Here is a 21,026-nt window from a genome sequence, read left to right on the forward strand (position 1 = left end):
TATTGTAGGGGCAGGTCTATGTGCTTGCCCGCTTGGTGGTATTCGATTCTGTATCGTGCTTGTGATGGGATTGGTTACAACGTTCTGAGCGTCATAACAAAAAGCACGTCGATACTGCGCGCGACCACCATAGGGGCGCCCTCCATTTGGTTCAATAGGTGTGTTTTATTAATCACTGTTGGCAAGCCAACAGTGCCACCTGAATTGTTTTCTTGGGCTGTTTATTTGACGTGTGGGGAATCGAGTTTGGGTTTTTTTTCGAGGAACTGGGCGGCGCCAAGGTATTTACCCCAGGAGCCGAAGTAGCCGCGATAGAGCATGATGAGATAGGCGGGCACGATGATCGGGCGGATGATAAAGGTGTCGAGCAGAACCCCAAAGGCGAGAGCAAAGCCAAGCTGCTGCATGCCGACCAGGGTTCCCGCCATCAGTGAAGAAAACGTGCCGGCCATAATGATTCCACAACTGGAAATAATGCCGCCGGTATTTTTTAATGCAGAGATCACGCCGTCGACGGGGCCTTTGGTTTTTTGTTCTTCGTCGATGCGGGTAATCAGATAGATGTTATAGTCTTCGCCGACGGCAATCAGAATGGTGAAGAGAAACATGGGAACTTTCCAGTCGAGGCCGGTAAAGTTGTAGGGATCGAGAGCCCAGAAGACGGCGAAGGTGACGCCTAGCGTGACCAGGTAGCTGAAAAAGACGCTGACGATGAGATACGCGGAAATGGCCGGTCGTCTGAGCAGGATCACCAGAATAATGAAGACACTTCCCAAAACGAGTATGTCGATGCGGGCCTGATCCTGATCGGTCACGTTTTTTAAATCGCTGATGCTGGCGGTTGCGCCAATATAAAAGAGTTCGCTATTTTCGCGCAGTTCCGGCGGCAGTGATTTTTTGACGGCTTTTTTGACACGTTCCAGCTGCATCATGCTGTCGTGTGAGAAGGGGTCTTTTTCAAGAATTAGATCCATGCGAGTGACATGGTTTTCCAGATCTGGTTCGGAACTGACGTAGTAGTTTTTGATCAATCTGATGCGGCTGATGGCTCTGATCTTTGCCAAGCCGCGCAGATCTTTGGCTTTGTCCATTTCGTCTGCTGCACCAATGCCGAATGGTTTGGTCATATTGCGAATATCGGCAATTCCCAGTTCCTCTTTCTGTTTCAATAAGTCATCCGTGAGTTCTTCAATGGCGATACGGCCTTCAGAATCAGAGAAGTTGACATTCGGGTTTTTGAACAGCAGTGTCAGTGGGCCGGTGGCACCTGCCGGGTAATGTCCCTGAACGGCTTTGGTACCGATGACGCTGGGGTCTTCGCTGGGGAGTTCCGAGAGTAAGCCATAGCTCAAATTTCCATAACAGGCGAGAGTAATCAACGCGAACGGAAACAAGATCAGAAATGTAGAGAGCCAGATTTTACCGGGGCTTTTGAGCAGTGCCAGTGAAACGGAATCCCAGATGGAACCGGTCCAGTTGCGTTGCATGAGTCGGGCCATCACGCTGGAGGGGGTTAACCAGCCGGCGGAAATCGCTACGCGTTCATTGAAGGTTTGTGGCCAATAGGCAAATCGTCCGGCAAGACAGAGCAGGGCGGGGGTCAGTGTGAGTGAGGCAAGAAGCACGAAAAACAGGCTGAGTGACATGGCGATGCCTGCCTGCTGAAATTTTCCGAACGCGGCAAAATACATCATTCCGATGCCGCACATCGTTGTTCCAGCACTGGCGGCCAGAGCCGATCCAACGGTGGCGATCGAGTTGGAAATCGCTTCTTTGAAGGTGCATTCTTTATCGAGTTCTTCCCGATGGCGGGCAATGAGGAACAGGCAGTAGTCTACCCCAGCGCCATAAAGAATGACGGTGACATAAACTTCAATGCCGGAGAAGAGTCCGACGACGCCCCAGTCTCCCAAGATCGCGAGTACGGAGAGGGCAATTTTGACAGAAACAAAGACAGTAAATAAGGGGATCAGAGCGAGAATCGGGGCACGATAAATCATGATCAAAAGTATGATCACGAGTAGGACCGTCCAGAGTTCGGTTGCTTCCGCGCTTTGGTTCGCGGCACGAATCATGTCGCGGCCAACAGTGGCGATACCGCTGAGTGTAATATCCAGTCCTGGTTCGATCAACTTTTTGAATTCATCATTATGATGGATGAGGTTTTCGATACTTGCGACAGTTTTCCCATTACTTTGGTCGAGGAATTCCGTCGAGAGTTCGACAATGACCAGGGAAGCTTTGTTGTCTTCACTTTGTAGCAGATCGCCGATGGTTTTGTCTGTGTAGGTACGGATGCGGGAGATGTTTGAAGGGAGGCTCTTTTGGCCGGACGAATCTTCTGTTGTCGTCAGACTCTCTTTTTCATCCGTTTTATCTTTGTTCTGATCCTTAAACTTTTCCGGATCGGCAATTTTTTCGAGTTGTGGTTTGAGTTTTTCTTCGATGAAGGTGAGGTCTGCAGGCATCAATCCCTGATCGCCATGCTCACGGCGGACGACGATTACAATGCTGCTGGCCAGCAGGTCGTCAGGAAAGGCACGTTTGAAGAGCTTTTCACCCTGTAAACTAGGGGAGTCGCTTGGCAGGAACGCGAATTCACCATTTTGGACTACAGAAGACCATTCGGGTGCGGCATACGAAATCCCGATTAATGCCAGAACCCAGCATACCAGGAGAATTTGCCAATAGCGGACTACCGTGTTGCCTAGGACTCGAAACATAGAGATTGCTAACAAAGAGCTGTTGAAGAGACGTAAAATACAGTTTTGAAGACACGGAACAGTTTCAACAGAATTTCTTGAAACCGGGACAAAATGCGTGAGGTATCTACAGTAACTTCAGGTCTTCGTGGCGTCAATCTTCACACATTCGGGTAGACAAAAGCAAGGCCAAGCAGAGCTGAATTGTCAGCTGAGGTTGAAATGTGTGTTTATGTTCATTTTTTGTGATCGGGAATGGAAATAGATTTTGTATCTTCGGTTTGATGTGTCATAATGGGCCTCTCGAATGTGTTCGGCAAGAAGTCAGCCACCGCGATTTTTCAGGGCTTGAACCGATGATCACAGCGAATGTGCTCATCAACGTCGAATTCGGGCTGAACTGAAATCGCTTCATTTCTCAATCATCGTTCTGACGAGTGAAAAGGATCTTCGTTATGTTTCGTAACCAGCGCCATCTTACAGGATTGTCTCTTTTAATCCTTTTTGTCGTGGTTTGCCTGTCGCCTGTGAAGGCTTCCGCACAAACGATTGCCCGATGTGGGGAGGGCTGGCTGGAGAAGATCGATGGTTATTTCGTGCTGCACCTGAAAGGAACCCATTATGAAATGGGTTATCAGCACGGCGTTCTGTTGAAGGAAGACGTTCGCAAGAACATGTACAACCTGTTGAATGAAAAAGGCGACACGACTCTCGTTGATCTGGGGCTGGTGAAACTGAAGCCGCGCCAGGCGATTGAAACCGTGATTCAAATTCAAAAGCCTTACACGCCTCAGAAATATGTGGATGAGATGCGGGGGGTGGCTGATGGGGCCGGGATTGCCTACGAAGATGTACGGGCAACAAACTTTATTCCAGAAATGTTCCATTGCAGCGGGTTTTCGATTGCGAATTCTGCGACCAAGGATGGGACTTTGTATCACGGTCGTGTACTAGATTACGCGTGTGACTGGGGTTTACAGGATCATGCCGTGCTGGTTGTGGCGGAGCCCAAAGGGGGTATTCCCTTTGTGAATGTTTCTTATGCCGGCTTTATCGGCTCGGTCACCGGGATGAATATGAAATCGGTTTCGATTGGCGAAATGGGAGGCCGAGGTCTGGGGCACTGGTCTGGTGTGCCAATGGCGTTCCTCGTGCGTGAAGTATTGGAGACCGCGAAAGATCTTGATGAAGCGATTGCCGTCTTTCGGGATAACTATCGGACATGTGAATATTATTATGTAATCGCTGACGGAAAAACAAATCGATCGGTCGGTATGGCGACAAGCTGGGAAAAGCTGGAACTGATTCAGCCCGGCGAATCGCACCCGCTGCTTCCCAATCCTGTGCAGGACGCGGCATTACTGTCAGCCGGCGATCGTTACAAAGAACTCTCGAAACGCGTGAAGGATGGTTACGGTTCCTTTACGGCGGAGTCGGCAATTGAACTGATGAGTCGTCCCGTGGCGATGAAGTCGAATCTGCATAATGTATTGTTCGAGCCTAAAACGACCAAGCTCTGGGTGGCGAATGCCAGCAGTGACGGGAAGCCGGCTGCGAATCAGAAGTATTTCAGTTTTCAATTGTCTGAATTGCTGAAACGAAAACCGGATGCCAAGGCGCCTGCTTATCCGATGCCCGTTGATCAGGCGGTTTCGCAGAAAACGAAATAGAGATCAGGAAGTCCAGTAGGCAGGCATGTATACGGGCCTGCGCCTGCCTGCTGGTTTATTCCTCCATTAGCTCCAGCCAGGCTTCGGGGAGAAATTCAGGAAGGTCCGAGGCGATCATCGAAATTTCAGACAGTTCTTGCGCGGCTAGGTCTCCGGCGAATCCATGTACATAAGTGGCGAGTTGTGCGGCTTCGAAGGCCTCCATGCCTTGTCCGATCAGCGCCGTCAGGATTCCGGTCAGAACATCACCACTGCCGCCGGTCGCCATGCCGCTGTTGCCGGTCGTATTGACGGCAAGACGCGTGCCATCGGTGATGATGGTGTGAGCGCCTTTCAGGATGAGAATCAGACCCTGTTGTTTTGCAAATGTCATTGCGAGGGCTTCACGTTGTTCTTCGATTTCCTGGATGGGTTTGTTAATCAGCCGCGAGAACTCACCGGGGTGCGGCGTTAGAATCCGCGGCCCTGCTGCAGTCGGCAGCGGTTTGTCTAAACTGGCGAGTGCATTCAGGGCGTCGGCATCGACGATCAATGGTTGCTGGAGTTCGGTATACAGTTTGAGTGTTAATTTCCGGAACCATTCCTGTTGGCCGCAACCGGGGCCGATGGCGATGGCATCGAAACTGGGGATCTGATGGAATAACTGTGATTCAGATTCGGGAGTCAGCAGAGATTGCTGATCGAATTGTAACGGGATGGTCAGGTAGCAGGGATTGACAGTCGATACGATGGTTTGAATCGCTTCGGGAATCGCCAGGAAGACGAGCCCCGCACCGCTGCGCAGTGCTCCGATACCGGCGAGGCAGGCAGCGCCACTCATCCCCGAACTTCCGGCAATGACCAGAACTTTTCCGAACGTCCCTTTGTGAGAATTTTCAGGGCGCTGTGGCAGCGCTGGCAGGTCAGAAATTCGTTGAATATTCATGAGAAAATTTCTTTCAAATTCAAACAACATGATTAAAATGGGAATTCATTTTGGCAAAGAATCCGTAGGCTTCAATGGCCTTAAGGTTGGTCGATCAGTTTTGCTTACTTGTACGAAAGTATTGCAGCAGATTCTCCACGGTTAGTATAGGTTGAATGGGAGAAAAGGGATGGAGGGAATGCGTGGAACTTCCATTTATCCTTTTGAAACGATGACTCATAAGACTCCCAGTTCGGGAAGAGTTCATTATACTTTGTTTGCCTTTTTATAATGAAATATATTTCATTATACTCACGTCATCGCGTCTGCGCGATCGATCAGGCAGTGGAATTCAAATTCGAATCTGCCTCGGAAAGAATCCGGGGAATAACGGAATTACATATATCGTAATCGATGGGATGGATCTTCAATGGTAGCAAAAAAAACTGTTTATGAAAAACTTTGTGAGTTGGCTGGCAACCTGTGGTGGAGCTGGCAGCCGGATGTGACTCAGATTTTTCATCTGATTGATCCTGATAAGTGGTCTGAACTGAATCATAACCCGGTGCTGCTGCTGAAAGAGTATTCGCCGGAAGAGTTGGATAAAAAATTAGGCAGCCTCAGTTTGCATTCCCGTGTGAATGTGGCATACCGTCGTTGGCTGGAATACATGGATCGTTCTGAGACCTGGGGTTCCACGAATGCTACGATTTTAGGCCATCGCTGTGCGGCTTATTTCTCAGCCGAGTTCGGGATTCATGAATCGTTACATATCTATTCGGGCGGTTTGGGTGTGCTGGCGGGTGACCATCTGAAGAGTGCCTCGGACCTGGGTCTGCCTCTGGTGGCCGTTGGTTTGTTTTATGGGGAAGGTTACTTTTCACAGCATATCGACAAAGAGGGCTGGCAGCAGGAATCGTATACGGAAGCGAAAACGAAGAACCTGCCGATTACTCCCGCGTTGACTCCAGATGGAAAACCAGTTTCGATTTCGGTATCGACGCGTTCAGGAGATATCTTTGCCAAGGTGTGGCGGATTGATGTCGGTCGGATTGCCTTGTATCTGCTGGACACGGATGTGCCCGAAAACAGTGAGGAAGATCGTAATCTGACGGCACGGTTATATGGTGGCGATCAGCGGACGCGTATTCGTCAGGAAATCATGTTGGGCATCGGCGGTGTGCGCGCTTTGGAAGCGATTGGGATCGAACCGAGTGTGATTCATATGAATGAAGGGCACTCTGCGTTTGCGCCGTTGGAGCGTGTCCGCAACCGGATGCATGAAGACGGGTTTTCATTTGACGATGCACTACGGGATGTGGCGTCTGCCTGTGTTTTCACGACGCACACGCCGGTTCCTGCAGGCCATGACCGATTTGATGCAGGTTTGTTGGAAGAACACGTTGGTCCACTGGGCGATCAGTTGGGGCTCGATCATCATGCGTTGATGAGCCTGGGACGCGTTGATCCGCAGAACGAAGGCGAAACCTTCTGCATGACGGTTCTCGCTTTTAAACTGAGTCGTCTGGCGAATGCGGTTTCGAACCTGCATGGTGTTGTCAGTCGGCGAATGTGGGCCTCATTGTGGCCTTGGCGCAGTGAAGAAGAAATTCCGATTGGCCACATTACCAACGGCGTGCATATGCCGACCTGGCTGGCAGCGCCGATGCGTGTGGTTTATGACCGTGTTCTTCCCACGAAATGGTATTATCGAACAGGGGAAGCGGAAGTCTGGGCCGGGATTGAAGAAATATCACCCGGGGACCTCTGGGAAACGCATCAGGCATTGAAAAACCGTTTGATCCAGTTTTCGCGTGATTTACTGGTCAAGCAGGCACAGCGTCGCGGGACTTCCGATAAGGAAATTGGTCATTTATCAACGGCTTTAAATCCGGATGCGTTACTGATTGGCTTTGCCCGACGATTCGCGCCCTACAAACGAGCTGACCTGGTGATGAAGGATATGGAGACGTTCCTCAAAATTATTGAAGACTCTGAACGACCGGTGCAGTTTATCTTTGCCGGTAAGGCACACCCGGCTGATGAGCGCGGCAAGCAGATTATCCAGAGAATTTTCAAACTGACTCAGGAACCTCCGTTCCGTGGTAAGATTGTGTTGCTGGAAGATTATGACATCAACCTCGGGCGGCATTTAGTGCAGGGCGTCGATGTCTGGTTGAACAACCCGCGTCGACCACTGGAAGCTTCCGGAACCAGTGGGCAGAAAGTGGTCTTGAACGGCGGACTCAACTGCTCCATTCTAGATGGCTGGTGGGCCGAAGCCTTTGATGGCAGCAACGGGTTTGCCATTGGAGAAGGGCGAACAAACGTGAATCAGGAAATTCAGGATGACCGTGATGGTCTGAATCTGATGAAGGTTCTGAAAGAAGAAGTCATTCCACTCTATTATGATCGAAATGAAGATGACCTTCCTCTGGGGTGGATTCATCGCATGAAACGCGCTATCCGTACTTTGGGATGGCGGTTTAATGCTGACCGGATGGTAATGGACTATGCAGAAAAAATGTATCTGCCGGCAGCCGGTGGTTTGTCCAGCCAGATTAAGGGAGATTCTTCTCTTTAAACAAGCAGCCGTGGATTGAATACGGCACCCTAGGATCCACATAACGGTTACAGGAGATAGAATCTGTCTCTTTCCTGTAACCGTTTTTTTTGTCGCAGTTCCTAATGTGGGAACTGAGTTTGTTTACGGCTCAGGATTCTGAAACTCTTGCTCAACATAGTGGAAAACGGCGAGCTAACTTTTAAGTAGAAGTACTTACTAAAGTGTTCCCCCCGGCACCTGAGATCTCCAGGAGTCCGAATTGAGCGCCGGCCTCTGCCGCGAAACGTTCGGAGTCCAGCCCAAACAGAGATGTGGGTGTAAGAGATTCGTTGTGAAGGAACACTTCACAGATAGCTGGTTTCAGCAGAAAGCGTGTTTTACATGAGTTCAATGGCAGCAGGCCAATCTAGTGTGACGACTAGTGTTCCGCGTAAAGATTCGATTCCCCCGGGAGAATTATCAGACCTGGTGAACGGCTACCTGGATGTTGAGCTTTGGCGTTCTACTGGCTGGTTAACCCGTCTGGAGTTGGAAGAGCCACGCGTTGATGTCCGTAATCTGTCGGAGCGGACACGCTTTTTAAAGCGGTCTCTTGATATTATTGTCTCGTTCACCATGCTGATCTTGCTGTCTCCCCTGCTGCTATTTCTGGTAGTGCTGGTTAAGTTGACATCCCGCGGTCCTGCGGTTTTCAAGCAGACCCGTGTGGGATTGAATTTACGAAATCAGACGAAGAGTGATCGCCGTAAGGAGCAAATTGATTTATTGGAACTCGATCTGAGTTCTGATCGTCGTGTTCCCGGTTCTGATCGTCGTGATGAAACTGGCTACGGCATGCCATTCACATTATATAAGTTTCGGACGATGGCTGTGGATGCCGAGAAAGACGGCGCCCAGTTTGCGGTTCAAGGCGATCCGCGTGTAACGCGTCTGGGACGCTTCATGCGGAAAACGCGCCTAGATGAACTGCCGCAGTTGTGGAATGTTCTTAAAGGGGAAATGACGTTAGTCGGCCCCCGTCCAGAGCGTCCGGAATTCATCGAAGGATTGAGTAAAGAGATTCCGAACTATATCAATCGATTAGGCTTGAAGCCCGGTCTGACTGGTGTGGCGCAAATCCTGAACGGATACGATAACAACATCGAAGGCTTTCGCAGAAAAGTCTCACTCGATCTGATGTACTTGCAGAACTGCTGTTTCTGGAACGACATGAAGATCCTGTTCCGAACGATCCGTGTGATCCTGACCGGCAGCGGTGCTCTGTAATGCTCAGATGAGACTGGCTGAATCCAGCCGATTTTATTTATGTCTTATTTAGCGGGATGGAGAAGTGGAGTTTGTCTCGTCAGATGGGAGTGTGCCGTTGATGCGATTCAAGAAGCGACTGAACTCTGGCCAGAAAAGAAACAGGAACGCGCCTAATTACATGCCGATGGTGTTTTGAATGGTTCTGTGTATCACCAGATCATAAGAAGTCAGTTGAAATCGATGTGATTCGATTGTCGTTTCCAGTGGACCATGGAACGAAAAGAAGAAGAGTCCCACGGTGATGCCTGTGAGAGAGAGGCAGAGTGAACTCTTTTGTTTCCAACTCCCCACAATGGCACCGAGTACCGCACCGCTATAATATAGAATGTGGAAATGCCTCACCACACTCTCATGAACCACCATTCTGCCAGGAAGAGTCACAATATATTCTGAACTCATATTAATGGCACACCACCAGCCGAGACCGGTGCCGATCAGAATGCAGAGATAGATCAGGGATTTTGATTGGAACATGAGGATACCGTTCAATGATATGGTGATCTTTTGATTGTATTCGATTGATATTATGATTCCCAAATATTTATGTTTTTGATCGTCCTTGTGTATACAATTGCCATCGAGTATCGATTTTGTTTGCTTGCTTTACGGTAGTGTTCCTGATAATCTGAAATGTGTGGAGAGCGAGTCAACAAGTAGTTTTTGCGGCGTCGACAGTATTCGGCGCAAGGTCAATCAATGTTTGTCAGGCTCGGTTTAATAAGGCGCGTTGGGGTACGCAGGCTGGTCAGCTTGTTGGTGCTCGTTTCTTTTTGCGCCTCGTTTGTTCCGCTGCCCGTTGGTTCACGCTCCTCGATCGAAAAAGATCAGAGTGTTGCTTATCCCTGCCAGAATCGCCCGTGTGGTTGCCGATCTGCGGAAGCATGCTGGAAGGGCTGCTGCTGTTTTACCAACAGAGAAAAACTGGCTTGGGCTGAGGCAAATGGTGTTCTCCCGCCGACTTACGTCATCGTAGCTGCTGCGAAAGAATCTGCCACCGCGGTCTGTAAAGCAGGGGGCTGTTGTTCAAAGTCGGGAGCTACGCACGAAATCGTTCAAACTGATTCCGAAGCAGACGATTGCTGTTCCGAGACTGATCATTCACACTCTGCGAAGATGCCTGCCGTGAAGGCCGCTGATGAAGAAAGTCAGACTCTGTTTGTCATTGGTGCATTGGTGCAGAAATGTCAGGGGCAGTCGCTGTCTTGGAACAGTCTGCCCTGGGCGATCCTGCCGGAAATTCAGACCGGCGTTATCGACGCCGATCCTGTTGTGTGGTCGCTGCCTATTTCGCTGAAGGCGCCCGCACGTGCGGTTGAGCCCCCCGAGCCACCTCCTCGCGTGGCCTCGGCTGTGACAGCGATAGTCTGAATTCGTCTCCGTTGTCTGATTCCGGGGTGCTGCTGCGCACTAGGAATCAGCCTGACGGAAGGACGTGCGGCTTGTGCTGGTGCGCTTACGGCGGGACGCGGCTCGCTCTCCACAAAGCTGGTTACCGACCTGCTGTGAGCGTGCTACCACCGGCCGCACAGACCTCGCGGATTCAGACGTTTTTTCAATCTTCTTATTTACTTCTGCGCGGAAGGTACGCGCGGTGAGTTGAATTGAACGACACAAATTTAGCTTGCGAGGAAATCGAATGTTATTCCCAAAATCAGACCGTTGGCGTGCGCGCTGCGGGTTTACGTTAATCGAACTGTTGGTGGTGATCGCCATCATTGCCATTTTGATTGCTCTGCTGTTGCCCGCCGTCCAGCAGGCGCGGGAAGCAGCGCGGCGGGCGCAATGTAAGAATAATCTGAAACAGATCGGGTTGGCGATTCACAATTATGAAAGCGCGTATCGTGTGTTCCCTGGACTGTCTTCAGAGAGTGCCTATGGTTACTCGGTGCAGGCGCGGATTCTCCCGTTTGTGGATCAAGGCAATTTGCAAAACCTGATTGATTTTGAGATTCCCCTGATGGTGGGTTCGGGGGGCAGTCAGTCGTTGAACCCGGTTCATGCCCAGGTTGCAGGGCAGGTGTTACCCCTATTTTTATGTCCAAGCGAGCCAGAATCTCCCATTTTTCAAAATGCCAATACAGGCAGCGGCGTTTTTGCCGGAACGAATTATGTGATCTGTACGGGAGACGGAACTGATACGAATTATGACACACGGGCGCGAACGAATGGAATGTTTTTCTGGGGATCAGCCAGTCGCTTTCGTGATCTGACAGATGGTTCTTCGAATACGTTGATTCTGTCGGAATCGTTGATGGGAAACAAACTGGACGGGAGCGGTCTGGTTGCTGATCCGCAGCGACAGATGGCGCGTTACCGGGGTGGCGGAATGGGCGCTGCCGGTGAAGGTTTTACGAGTGCGCCGGGACACAATCCGGATATCGTTGCGGCGGCTATTGGGGCCGGGAATTATGACGGTCGTGGACGAAGTTCCTGGATCTGGGGTCGCGAACACCTGACGACATTCAATACGTATATGACGCCGAACTCCGATGTGCCCGACGTGCATCGCAACGGATTTGGCTGGTTTGCAGCGCGGAGTATGCATATCGGCGGTGTGCATGTTTGTCTGGGTGATGCCTCAGTACGGTTTGTGAGTGACAGCATTGATCTCAATCTCTGGCGGGCACTGGGAACCAAAGGGGGCGGTGAAGTGATTGGCGAGTTTTAATAACTGGCGTCGACCGTGCTGTTCTATTCAAAACAACAAAACAAATTTCGAATGTTTCCGAGGAGAAACTGTGATGAATCAACTATTATTAAATCCACTGTCCGTCGGTTGGCGGGCCAGTATTCTTTCAGCGGGCATCGTGTTCTTTACCTTTGTGGCCTGCATCGCTGAAGAAGAATCAACCAAAAATTCTAACGTGCAACGCTGGCCCGGTTTTCAAGGCGCGGGAGCGACACAGCTTGCCGCTGATTCGCTGCCTCTCTCGTGGTCACCGATAAAAAATATTGCCTGGCAGACTGAAATTCCTGGAAAAGGACAGTCGAGCCCTGTGATCTGGGGCGACCAGGTTTTTGTGACTTCGATCGAAGGGGCGATGAAAAACGACTGTCATGTTGTCGCATTGGATCTGCAACAGGGGACGCTGCTCTGGGATTTCAAGACTGCGTCTTCTCAGCCGGTGCGCGGGAATTATTTTCAGAGTCGCTCGGCTCCGACTCCCGTGGTCGATGCGGATCGCGTTTACGCGTTCTTCGAAACAGGAAACCTGCTGGCGCTCGACCATGATGGCAAGCCGGTCTGGTCGCGTTCGCTGACGGATGAATACGGCGAATTCGAAGTGCGGATTGGTCTGGCAGCTTCCCTGGCGCAGACGAAGGATTCAGTGATTGTTCTGATTGATCATGAAGGTCCGTCGTATCTACTAGCCGTTGATAAGCAGACGGGAAAAACGAAATGGAAGACCGAACGCTTCAGTCGCCAGAGTTACGCTTCACCGGCGGTGTTGAAGATTGATCAGGCCGATCAGATTGTCTGCAGTTCGAGCGGCAGCGTGGATGGGTACGATCCGAACAGTGGAAAACTGTTGTGGATGTATGAAGAGGTGGGTGGCAATCGAGCCTGCACGCCGATTGCCTTTGGTGAGGGGAAATTTCTCATCAGTGCTTCTCCCGGCATGCATGACGAGCGTCTGTCGGACGCCAAGAAATCGAATTTTGCGATGCAGGTGAAACGCGTCGGAGATGAATTTGAGCAGACGATTCTCTGGAAAACCAGTAAAGCGATGCCTTCGTTTGGTTCGCCGATGGTGTGTCAGGGGTTGGCGTACTGGGTGAATAAGGTGGGAGTGGTGTATTGTTTTGAAGCGGAAACCGGCAAGCAGGTCTATGTCAAACGACTGGGGCAGCCTTGCTGGGCGACGCCGCTGGGGCTCGGTGATCGAATTTATTTTCCCGGAAAGGATGGTCTGACGTCAGTGATTGCCGCCGGGCGGGAGTTTCGGATTCTCGCGGAAAACGAACTGTTTGATGGTGCGACCGAGGCGGGAGAGGCCGACCTGAAACGACGCGCGGAATCGGCGAAGAAACCAAGTTCGACGCAGCAAGCGGCAGGCAACGCCGGAGGTGATACCGCAGGTAAGCCCGGCGGACGACCACGGACGCGCAATGGTTTGACCTTTGCCGATCGTGTACAATATGGATATGCGGCGGTGAATGGTGCGCTGGTGATGCGGACGGGCAGCCGTTTGTATTGCATTCGCAAAACACCTGTTGTGAAGCATAACGTGCAGGGGAGAAGAATGAATTCGTCAGGAGGAGTTGTTCAATGAGTGTCTGTCATCGAATACTGGTTGTTCTTTTTGTAGTAACCTTGTTGCAGAGCAATTTCATCAAGGCTGCGCCGCATCTCAATTTTGAAGCAGTACCGGTCAACTACAGTCATGCGACGCCGAAGAATGTGATCACCCAATTACAGCGGGAGTTGGATGCTGGTGAAAAAACGTGGCAGTATGCAGACGATTTCGGTTATCTGCTTCCGTTACTCAAGGAACTGAAGATTCCTGTTTCATCACAGATGCTGCCGTTTTCAAAAACGAGTCTGCAGCGCCATTTGATTGGACCGGATCGGCCGCGGGCTTTGTATTTCAATGACGATGCATATCTCGGCTACGTTCAGGACGGCCTGCTGGAACTCATGGTGACTGATGAAAAGCTGGGGATGGTGTTTTATACGCTGAAGCAGACGCCGGCGAAGCCTCAAATTCAGCGACAGGTGGCGAGTTGCATGACCTGCCATGCTTCGACGCGCACAAAGAATATTCCCGGTCTGTTGGTGCGATCGATGTTCGTTGATTCAGAGGGACTGCCGGTATTGTCGGCGGGCAGTTATCGAACGGATCATTCCAGTCCATTGTCTCAACGTTGGGGAGGCTGGTATGTGACGGGCACGCATGGGAAAACGGCGCACATGGGAAATTTTCATCTACCTTCGTCAAAACGCCCGAAGAAACCAATTGAAAACAAGACGGGGCTGAATGTAAAGGACCTGTCGCAACAGACGCAGATTGCAAAATATCCTACTCCTCACAGCGATCTTGTGGCACTGATGGTCTTCGAACATCAAATCGATGCGCACAATTTTATCATCCGCACGAACTATGCCTGGCAGATTGATGTGCATCATGGAGCAGCAGAGCAAGGGGATGCGATATGGAAGCAGGAAGTCGCGCAGCTTGTGAAGTATTTGTTATTTGAGAAAGAAGCAAAGCTGGAATATCCGATCCAAGGGACTTCAGCGTTTGCGACTGAGTTTGCGAAACGGGGCCCCTTTGATTCCCAGGGGCGGTCTTTGCGACAATTCGATCTGCAGCGGCGGCTGTTTCAATTTCCTTGCAGTTATATGATTTATTCGGAGGCATTTCAGTCTCTGCCTAAACCCGTTCGAACTTATGTTTATCAGCGATTGAAAAGAGTGATTGCAGGATCAGATGAATCTCTATTGTCTCAAAAGGTGTCTGAAACGGATCGGAAAAACCTGTTGTCGATACTTCCTGCCACATTACCGGAATTGAAACAGGTGTGGGGACAGATGAAAGATGATGAGTAGTGCAAGATTCGAGTTGCTATTCTAACCAGTGTCGTGTTTTCAGTTCGGAGGTCAGGTGACTTTCGGATAGAATGTTCGCTTGAGTCGCTGGCAGGAGGGGCGTTACTTTTGAGTTGCGTCGTTTCTTTTCGCTGTTAACAAGCCAACAGTGCCACACGATCTTATGATCCAAAAAAAAATACTACCACGAAAGGCACGAAACCACACGAAAATTATCAGATGGGGAAGCCTTGAATATAATTGGGGTTGGCGAAGTTAATTGGAAACTGTCATGGAATGTGAGCGGCTTCATGTCAATGTGACGAGGCGAATTATTGGTAGGGGCAGGTCTATGTGCCTGCCCGCCTGGCGGTATTCAACTTCGTATCATGCCTGGGAAGGGGTTGGTTACCACATTCCGAAGAACATTCATAAACCACGTCGATATTGCGGGCGACCACATAGGGGCGCCCCTACCTGGGCTTCTGAATTACATTCGGGCTTACTGAGATCATTTTCGTGGAGTATGAATGACTTGTGTGAATCATCTTCAGGGGCGTGGGGGAGTCAAGGAGAAGCGACAAACTTTGTCTTGCGAAGGAGTGATGAAGTGTTACGAAGTCATTGTGAAAGTAAACGAAGTCGGTGTGATGTCGTTCGATGTGGTTTGATAACTGAGGTGCAGGCGCGCAGTGGTTTGGAAAAAAGTGCTGAAACAAGGGAGTTTTATACTGCTGATTATTTCAGTGGTTCAGAAGTTTCAGCTGAACCAGTAGTGTTCTCGCGCGCGACGCGATTACTGGATGTTAGGAAAGGGCGTTTTTGTAGGTTGGTCGATTCCTGAATCTGTCAACCTGAATTCATTTATTGAGGATTTGCGACATGCGCGCATCCGGTTCAAGAATTGGTTTCAGGAACGTGGCTGAGTTCCAGAGTGTTGGCAGGAGCCATTTTTTCGTTTTTGGTATCCCAGCCCATCATCTGTCCGGATCGCCAGGACTCATTGGCCATGTTTACCGCGACGACCCCTGCCAGACCCAGTTCGCTGGGACAGTTGAGTGCTTCGCCGTTCCGCAGATGATTCTGCAGATTGGTGTGATGCAGCTTGGTGTCTTCTGCACCCGATTTTTTATGTTCTGCGAGGACCTTGTCGTCTTTGTCTTTCGCGACCCAGCCTTCACGGGTGAAGTAGAGGGTGCCGCGATAGCCACGAATCAGATGATCGATGCCAACGCGGTTGCTCATCGTTCCCAGCACATAAACGGTCATGCCGCGCGGGTATTCGCAGATCATTTCGAAGTTGTCGGGCAGGTTGCGCCCATCATTCCACTGCCAGATCCCCCCCATGCCGACGACGCGGCGCGGATAGAGCAGGTTGCAGGCTTTCATGATCCGTGTGATACGATGAATGAAGAGGTCGGTGCAGATGCCGCCCGAGTATTGAGCATAGTTACGCCATTCAAAGTAGTGATGCGGGTTCCAGTCAATTTTGGGAGCGTGTCCGAGCCAGGCGTCCCAGTTCAGGTCGGCCGGTTTGGGTTCATCGTCTTTGAGACCGGGACGACGCCAGGGGCCTTGCGAACCGTAGCGACGGACGTATTCGATTTGTGCCTGAACGACCTGACCGATAACGCCTTCTTCGATCGCTTTGGCGGCAGAGGAATAGGAATCGTCGGACATGCCTTGCACGCCGACCTGAATCGGCAGCTTGGTCTCTTTTTGTTTTTTGATGACCGCTTGCGCTTCGGGAATGCTGTGCGTCATTGGTTTTTCACAATAGACGGGTTTGCCGGAATCCAGAGCGTCGATGGTCATCTGCGCGTGCCAGTGTTCTGGAGTCGCGATAGTGACGTAGTCGATATCTTTGATTTCCAGAACTTTGCGATAGTCGTCAAAGGCATGCTTGGCACCGGTTTTGGTTTTGCCTTCTTCGGCGCGCTTTTTCCAACAGTCGGCAACCGCGATGGCTTCCAGGTTGTTTTGATCCTTGATCGCGTTATATGTATTCATGTGGGCGTTGGCCATGCCGCCTGCGCCGATGAAGCCGACGCGAATCCGGTCGTTGGCGCCAAGAATGCTGCCGTAGCTTTGTGCGGTCCAAGCCAGGCCGGCAGCGACGGTGCCGCCAGTCTGGAGGAAACTTCTGCGCGTGACTTCAGACGAAGCCACTTTCTTTTCAGAATTCATGCGTACTGTTCCTGTTTCAAAATAAGGAATAATCGAAGCGACTACTTCTGCAGCTTACTTGAGTTCTTTGATGCGGAAGTTTTTGAACTCGATTTTCGCGCCATGACCACACAGGCAGATGTGCCCTTTGTCCCGTTTCAGGCCGGGGTGATCTTTGTGGTCGATGGTACCGTTTTTCTTGGCGTCGGTCATATCGAAGTCGACAATGGTTTTGCCGTTCAAAGTGACTTTGACTTTATTGCCATCGACGAGAAGTTCCTGTGTGTTCCATTCACCGACTGGCTTGAGGTGACCGCGTTCGGCAGCAGCGGTGCCATAGAGCGAACCGTGGTACTGGTATTTCTGAAGCTTGGCATATCTTTCAGCCGAGTCGTCGAGGATCTGGACTTCTTTCCCGGCGTAGGCAGGGCTGGTTTTGGGATGACGTGGCACATGGAATCCGATGCCGTTATTGGCGCCGGGTTCGAGTTTGAAGTCAAACCGCAGGACAAAGTTTTTGTATTCTTTGTCGGTGAAGAGATTGCCGCCGCTGTCTTTTTTGCTGACGAGCATGCCGTCTTTTGCGTAATAGCCTTTGGTGTCGCCTTGCCACCCATCAAGGTTTTTACCATTGAAGATGTTGACAAAATCGCTGTCGCAATGTTCTTCTGCAATCAGAGTGGTTACAGAAAGACTGGCGAACGCCAACAGACAAAGAGCAGTGAATTTTTGGGTCGTGAATTGAAGCATCGTGTTGGTTCCTTGATATTTCGCAATGACAAGTAAGTCAGGAAGGAAAACCCTGTGATATTTAAGGATCTTTAAAAAGGTGTGCAGGATCGAGCATACCAAAGTGCGTTTACTAGAATCAATGGAAAACCCGGTGAAAGCGCATGGTTTTTTGTTTGAGCTAATTTTGATTAGAATCGCTATGATATGTGAAAATGGATCACAAACATTGTCATTTAATATAGAAGCAGAACGGATATGAATTTAGAGAATCAAACAGGAGCTGATGTTGCGACGATGCGCTGGGTTGGCGGAACAGATGGATATCTGCAGATGATCGACCAGACATTGCTGCCGATGGAGTTTCGAGAAATCGAATGTCGTGATGTAGAAACGGTTTGGGAAGCGATTAAGAAACTGCGTGTTCGTGGTGCGCCGGCGATTGGGATTGCTGCCGCTTATGGACTAGTGCTGGCATTACAAACCGGTTCGGGGTCTGAGCGGCCTGACTTCGATCAAAGATTAATTGAAGCTGCGACGTATTTAGCAGAAAGCAGGCCGACCGCCGTCAATCTGTTCTGGGCATTGGATCGGATGCAAAAGCTGGCAGAGCGTTCTCCGAATCTTGCTAATTCTGAATTGCACAAGCTGTTGCTGGAAGAAGCGCGGCTGATTGAGATCGAAGATTTGAAGATGTGTCATCAAATTGGTGAGGTGGGAGCGAACTTGCTTTCAAAAGGGGACGGGGTTCTTACGCACTGCAACGCGGGTGGACTGGCGACTTCAGGAGGAGGGACGGCGCTGGCGGTCTTCTTTGAAGCGGCCCGACAGGGAAAAGGGATTCACGTTTATGCCGACGAGACGAGACCGTTGTTGCAGGGAGCCCGTTTAACAACATGGGAGCTAATGCAGCGCAATATTCCCGTGACGCTGATCAGTGATTCGATGGCGGGCTGGGTGATGAAGGAAAAGAAAATTCAGGCGGTGGTGACCGGCGCCGATCGAATTGCCGCAAATGGCGATGCGGCGAATAAAATCGGTACGTATTCCGTAGCTCTGCTCGCCAGTTTACACGAGATTCCGTTTTATATTGCAGCACCTTCCAGCACGTTTGATTTGAGTCTGGAGAGTGGCGAGGAAATTCCAATTGAAGAACGTCTGCCAGAAGAGATTACCAATGGTTTTGGCAAGCAGACCGCGCCCGACGGAGTCGATGTTTACAACCCCGCGTTTGATGTGACACCTGCGAAATACATTCAAGGGATCATCACCGAGCGCGGTTTGATTCAGCCTGTGACGAAAGAGGAAGTCTTGCGCGTGCTTTCTTCTGACCCTGCTTGAAGTCGAGATGAAAGGCGAATGTTCTGAATCTTAGTAGCGTGGTTCCTGATTGTATCCCGGTGCCTGATTGTATCCGGGTGCCGTTTGCTGATACTGCGGCTGCACGGGCTGTTGTTGATATTGTGACTGTGGCTGCTGATACGTGCTCTGTTGTGGATAAGGTCGTGCTGTCTGATATTGAACCGGTACCATGGCAGGCTGTTGCTGCAGATAGGAAGAGTTGCGTTGTTTTTCCTGATACGCTCTTTTCCTTTTCTGGATTTCTTCGATGTCTTGTTCGCGGGGAGGCAGAGCATAGTTTTTCCAGGTTGCCTGTTCCTGATATCGATTCCAGAAATGCTGGGAGTAAGCTAATTGAGGCGTAATACCCCATCCAGATGCGGTCTGTGTTTGAGAGAGCACATTCCGGTAGTTATACGGTTTAAAATAGTGATAGCCGCTATAAGGAGAGATTTCCTGAAAGTAGCCATGCTGCCAGGGGTATTGGGAATCGAACGGATAAAGCGGGTCTCCATAGATTCCGCTTGTGACTCCTTCGCTGGTCATGGGGTAGTTTGACTCGTAGGGAACTTCAGTAGCGCCATAAGGGCCGCTCGAAATCATAGGATCTCCGCTGACAGCAGCAGCAATGGCAATGGCAAAAATGGTCGTCGACATATCTGAAATTCCTCTGTATCAAACAGACTGTATCAAACAGACAGAGACGATGCTCTGTGAACTGGCACAATCGTTAAGCTTGTTATGAGAGAGAGACTCTCCCTTACTCTTATTTATCGGTAGATCCAACGGTCTTTCCTTCAGGTTCATCACAAAATTCGCAAGATGAAAATCACATACGCGCGCTACAACCTGAATATTTTCAAATCGGGTTAGATCATCCAGTGAAAATGGACCGGCAGGATCTGCCGAAACCGTGCTTAGATTTCAAAAAAAATCGTGCGATTCCGCTTCGTATCAAAAAATGGTGTAGGTTTGAAAGTAGACGCGAGTGATGTCACTTAGATGTCCTGCGGCATGCATCGCGATCATTGATAGATTCGAACTGACGAAGCGAGACGCAGTTATTAATAGTGTGATGAATGTGCCTGTTCATCATCATGATAATATTTTGAAAAACTTACATGAGGTGTAAGAGAGCAATTATGCAACAGATTAAAATCACAACGATGATGGTGATGATTTTCGTCGGCTCCGGATTTGTCTACGCCGATGATGTTGTCATCCCCGGTGCTGACTTGGGAAAATCAGTCACATTGCCGCCTCCGCCAGGTAATGTGGCACCACAGCCAGACCCGGGGGCGAACGCGCAAATTCAGCCGCAAGCTGGTCCTGCTGCAAATCCGGATGCGTTGACTCGTCCGGTGCCCGGTTATCGAGGTGGTCCGTATGTTCAAGGCGGCAATCAATATTGGTTGCCCAATAATGTGGTTCCGCAAGTAGGGTCACCTTATTACTATAGTGCGACTCAAGGTTCTGGCGGTACTTATGGTATGGCTGGGCCGAACGTAGGTATACGAGCCGGGCAGACCTGGTTTGGTGGTCACAATGAAGCAAACACCGGAATGCAGAATCAGGAGCTGTCCTCAGATCCTTATACACGTCATTTTGGTCCCGGGTTTTATCGATCAAATGAATATGGTCATTTGCGGTTCCCATCTTATAGTTACCGCCGACCTTGGTATAATCCGGGCGCTCCGACTTACAACCGCGATACAAATTATCGCTGGTAATCTCTATACCAAGCGAATGTAGTAATCAGTAGACGTTGAATTGTTGTTAGCTTCTAACGCCCCGGTTTTCCGCCGGGGCGTTTTTTTTTGTTACTGATTTATAAGGGTTTACCCGTGTGATGCGCGATAGAAGAGGAAAATTAAGTCGAACCATTCTAATCCTCTTTTCATGATTAGCCGATACAAACAATACAATGTGGTATGTATCTACCCGAGTTGCGTTCTCTATTTCTTGAATTTGGATAAATTGCCCCAATTTTGAATTGATCGCCGCGAATTGAAACATGCCCTGAAGTAATTGTTTAACAGTATGTTAAGGAAAACATACTGTCATAGATTAGATATAAATACGGGTTCTGAATCATATCGTTCCGCATTTT

15 protein-coding genes are annotated in these 21,026 nt (G+C 50.1%); 9 read left to right on the plus strand and 6 right to left on the minus strand.

Annotated elements, in window-relative coordinates; genetic code table 11:
- Nucleotides 1-221: 221 nt before the first annotated feature.
- Nucleotides 222-2,723: an MMPL family transporter gene (locus tag AAC022_RS07250; RefSeq protein ID WP_339729547.1), complete on the minus strand. Its 2,502-nt coding sequence runs from the start codon at nucleotides 2,721-2,723 to the stop codon at nucleotides 222-224.
- A 434-nt stretch (nucleotides 2,724-3,157) separates the two neighbouring features.
- On the opposite strand from AAC022_RS07250, the gene AAC022_RS07255 reads away from it, so the two are divergent.
- Nucleotides 3,158-4,372 (plus strand): C45 family peptidase, encoded by a 1,215-nt coding sequence (locus AAC022_RS07255; RefSeq protein WP_339729551.1) that lies wholly within the window; start codon nucleotides 3,158-3,160, stop codon nucleotides 4,370-4,372.
- Nucleotides 4,373-4,427: 55 nt separating this feature from the next.
- Here the strand turns inward: AAC022_RS07255 and AAC022_RS07260 are convergent, their stop codons facing one another.
- Nucleotides 4,428-5,297 (minus strand): NAD(P)H-hydrate dehydratase, encoded by an 870-nt coding sequence (locus AAC022_RS07260; protein WP_339729554.1) that lies wholly within the window; start codon nucleotides 5,295-5,297, stop codon nucleotides 4,428-4,430.
- A gap of 409 nt (nucleotides 5,298-5,706) precedes the next feature.
- On the opposite strand from AAC022_RS07260, the gene glgP reads away from it, so the two are divergent.
- Nucleotides 5,707-7,860: an alpha-glucan family phosphorylase gene (glgP, locus tag AAC022_RS07265; protein WP_339729556.1), complete on the plus strand. Its 2,154-nt coding sequence runs from the start codon at nucleotides 5,707-5,709 to the stop codon at nucleotides 7,858-7,860.
- Nucleotides 7,861-8,223: 363 nt separating this feature from the next.
- Nucleotides 8,224-9,108 carry a sugar transferase gene (locus tag AAC022_RS07270; RefSeq protein WP_339729559.1) on the plus strand — a complete coding sequence of 295 codons (885 nt, stop codon included), beginning with the start codon at nucleotides 8,224-8,226 and terminating at the stop codon, nucleotides 9,106-9,108.
- Between the two features lie 156 nt (nucleotides 9,109-9,264).
- Here AAC022_RS07270 and AAC022_RS07275 read toward each other — a convergent pair whose 3' ends face one another.
- Nucleotides 9,265-9,624: a hypothetical protein gene (locus AAC022_RS07275; protein WP_339729561.1), complete on the minus strand. Its 360-nt coding sequence runs from the start codon at nucleotides 9,622-9,624 to the stop codon at nucleotides 9,265-9,267.
- A 282-nt stretch (nucleotides 9,625-9,906) separates the two neighbouring features.
- Between AAC022_RS07275 and AAC022_RS07280 the strand changes: the two genes are divergently transcribed.
- The 4 genes from AAC022_RS07280 (at nucleotide 9,907) to AAC022_RS07295 (ending at nucleotide 14,701) form a co-directional block, all read left to right on the plus strand.
- A complete protein-coding gene (locus AAC022_RS07280; RefSeq protein WP_339729563.1) occupies nucleotides 9,907-10,518 on the plus strand; it encodes a hypothetical protein in 612 nt (203 codons plus the stop codon).
- Between the two features lie 268 nt (nucleotides 10,519-10,786).
- Entirely contained in the window at nucleotides 10,787-11,818 is a 1,032-nt protein-coding gene (locus tag AAC022_RS07285; protein WP_339729566.1) for a DUF1559 domain-containing protein, read from the plus strand.
- 73 nt (nucleotides 11,819-11,891) lie between these two features.
- A complete protein-coding gene (locus AAC022_RS07290; protein WP_339729568.1) occupies nucleotides 11,892-13,424 on the plus strand; it encodes a PQQ-binding-like beta-propeller repeat protein in 1,533 nt (510 codons plus the stop codon).
- The gene (locus AAC022_RS07295; protein WP_339729569.1) at nucleotides 13,421-14,701 is read left to right on the plus strand and encodes a hypothetical protein; all 1,281 of its coding nucleotides are present in this window, start codon (nucleotides 13,421-13,423) and stop codon (nucleotides 14,699-14,701) included. The genes AAC022_RS07290 and AAC022_RS07295 overlap by 4 nt, the downstream gene beginning before the upstream one ends.
- A gap of 876 nt (nucleotides 14,702-15,577) precedes the next feature.
- Here the strand turns inward: AAC022_RS07295 and AAC022_RS07300 are convergent.
- Both AAC022_RS07300 and AAC022_RS07305 read right to left on the minus strand, forming a co-directional pair.
- Complete coding sequence (locus tag AAC022_RS07300; protein WP_339729571.1) at nucleotides 15,578-16,867, minus strand: Gfo/Idh/MocA family oxidoreductase; 1,290 nt, start codon at nucleotides 16,865-16,867, stop codon at nucleotides 15,578-15,580.
- 54 nt (nucleotides 16,868-16,921) lie between these two features.
- Entirely contained in the window at nucleotides 16,922-17,596 is a 675-nt protein-coding gene (locus AAC022_RS07305; RefSeq protein WP_339729573.1) for a DUF1080 domain-containing protein, read from the minus strand.
- A gap of 237 nt (nucleotides 17,597-17,833) precedes the next feature.
- On the opposite strand from AAC022_RS07305, the gene mtnA reads away from it, so the two are divergent.
- Entirely contained in the window at nucleotides 17,834-18,916 is a 1,083-nt protein-coding gene (gene mtnA / locus AAC022_RS07310) for an S-methyl-5-thioribose-1-phosphate isomerase (protein ID WP_339729574.1), read from the plus strand.
- Nucleotides 18,917-18,946: 30 nt separating this feature from the next.
- On the opposite strand, the gene AAC022_RS07315 is transcribed toward mtnA, so the two are convergent.
- Nucleotides 18,947-19,573, minus strand: coding sequence for a hypothetical protein (locus tag AAC022_RS07315; RefSeq protein ID WP_339729576.1), 627 nt, complete (start codon nucleotides 19,571-19,573; stop codon nucleotides 18,947-18,949).
- A gap of 485 nt (nucleotides 19,574-20,058) precedes the next feature.
- On the opposite strand from AAC022_RS07315, the gene AAC022_RS07320 reads away from it, so the two are divergent.
- Nucleotides 20,059-20,646, plus strand: a complete 588-nt coding sequence (locus AAC022_RS07320; RefSeq protein WP_339729578.1) for a hypothetical protein — start codon at nucleotides 20,059-20,061, stop codon at nucleotides 20,644-20,646.
- The last annotated feature ends 380 nt before the right edge of the window (nucleotides 20,647-21,026 follow it).

Source organism: uncultured Gimesia sp. (genome assembly GCF_963976445.1).
GTDB lineage: Bacteria > Planctomycetota > Planctomycetia > Planctomycetales > Planctomycetaceae > Gimesia.

Excerpts from the sequence above, each read along its gene's own strand:
- AAC022_RS07250 (WP_339729547.1), bottom strand. The coding sequence starts at position 2,723 with ATGTTTCGAGTCCTAGGCAACACGGTAGTCCGCTATTGGCAAATTCTC.
- AAC022_RS07255 (WP_339729551.1), top strand. The coding sequence starts at position 3,158 with ATGTTTCGTAACCAGCGCCATCTTACAGGATTGTCTCTTTTAATCCTT.
- AAC022_RS07260 (WP_339729554.1), bottom strand. The coding sequence starts at position 5,297 with ATGAATATTCAACGAATTTCTGACCTGCCAGCGCTGCCACAGCGCCCT.
- glgP (WP_339729556.1), top strand. The coding sequence starts at position 5,707 with ATGGTAGCAAAAAAAACTGTTTATGAAAAACTTTGTGAGTTGGCTGGC.
- AAC022_RS07270 (WP_339729559.1), top strand. The coding sequence starts at position 8,224 with ATGAGTTCAATGGCAGCAGGCCAATCTAGTGTGACGACTAGTGTTCCG.
- AAC022_RS07275 (WP_339729561.1), bottom strand. The coding sequence starts at position 9,624 with ATGTTCCAATCAAAATCCCTGATCTATCTCTGCATTCTGATCGGCACC.
- AAC022_RS07285 (WP_339729566.1), top strand. The coding sequence starts at position 10,787 with ATGTTATTCCCAAAATCAGACCGTTGGCGTGCGCGCTGCGGGTTTACG.
- AAC022_RS07290 (WP_339729568.1), top strand. The coding sequence starts at position 11,892 with ATGAATCAACTATTATTAAATCCACTGTCCGTCGGTTGGCGGGCCAGT.
- AAC022_RS07295 (WP_339729569.1), top strand. The coding sequence starts at position 13,421 with ATGAGTGTCTGTCATCGAATACTGGTTGTTCTTTTTGTAGTAACCTTG.
- AAC022_RS07300 (WP_339729571.1), bottom strand. The coding sequence starts at position 16,867 with ATGAATTCTGAAAAGAAAGTGGCTTCGTCTGAAGTCACGCGCAGAAGT.
- AAC022_RS07305 (WP_339729573.1), bottom strand. The coding sequence starts at position 17,596 with ATGCTTCAATTCACGACCCAAAAATTCACTGCTCTTTGTCTGTTGGCG.
- mtnA (WP_339729574.1), top strand. The coding sequence starts at position 17,834 with ATGAATTTAGAGAATCAAACAGGAGCTGATGTTGCGACGATGCGCTGG.
- AAC022_RS07315 (WP_339729576.1), bottom strand. The coding sequence starts at position 19,573 with ATGTCGACGACCATTTTTGCCATTGCCATTGCTGCTGCTGTCAGCGGA.
- AAC022_RS07320 (WP_339729578.1), top strand. The coding sequence starts at position 20,059 with ATGCAACAGATTAAAATCACAACGATGATGGTGATGATTTTCGTCGGC.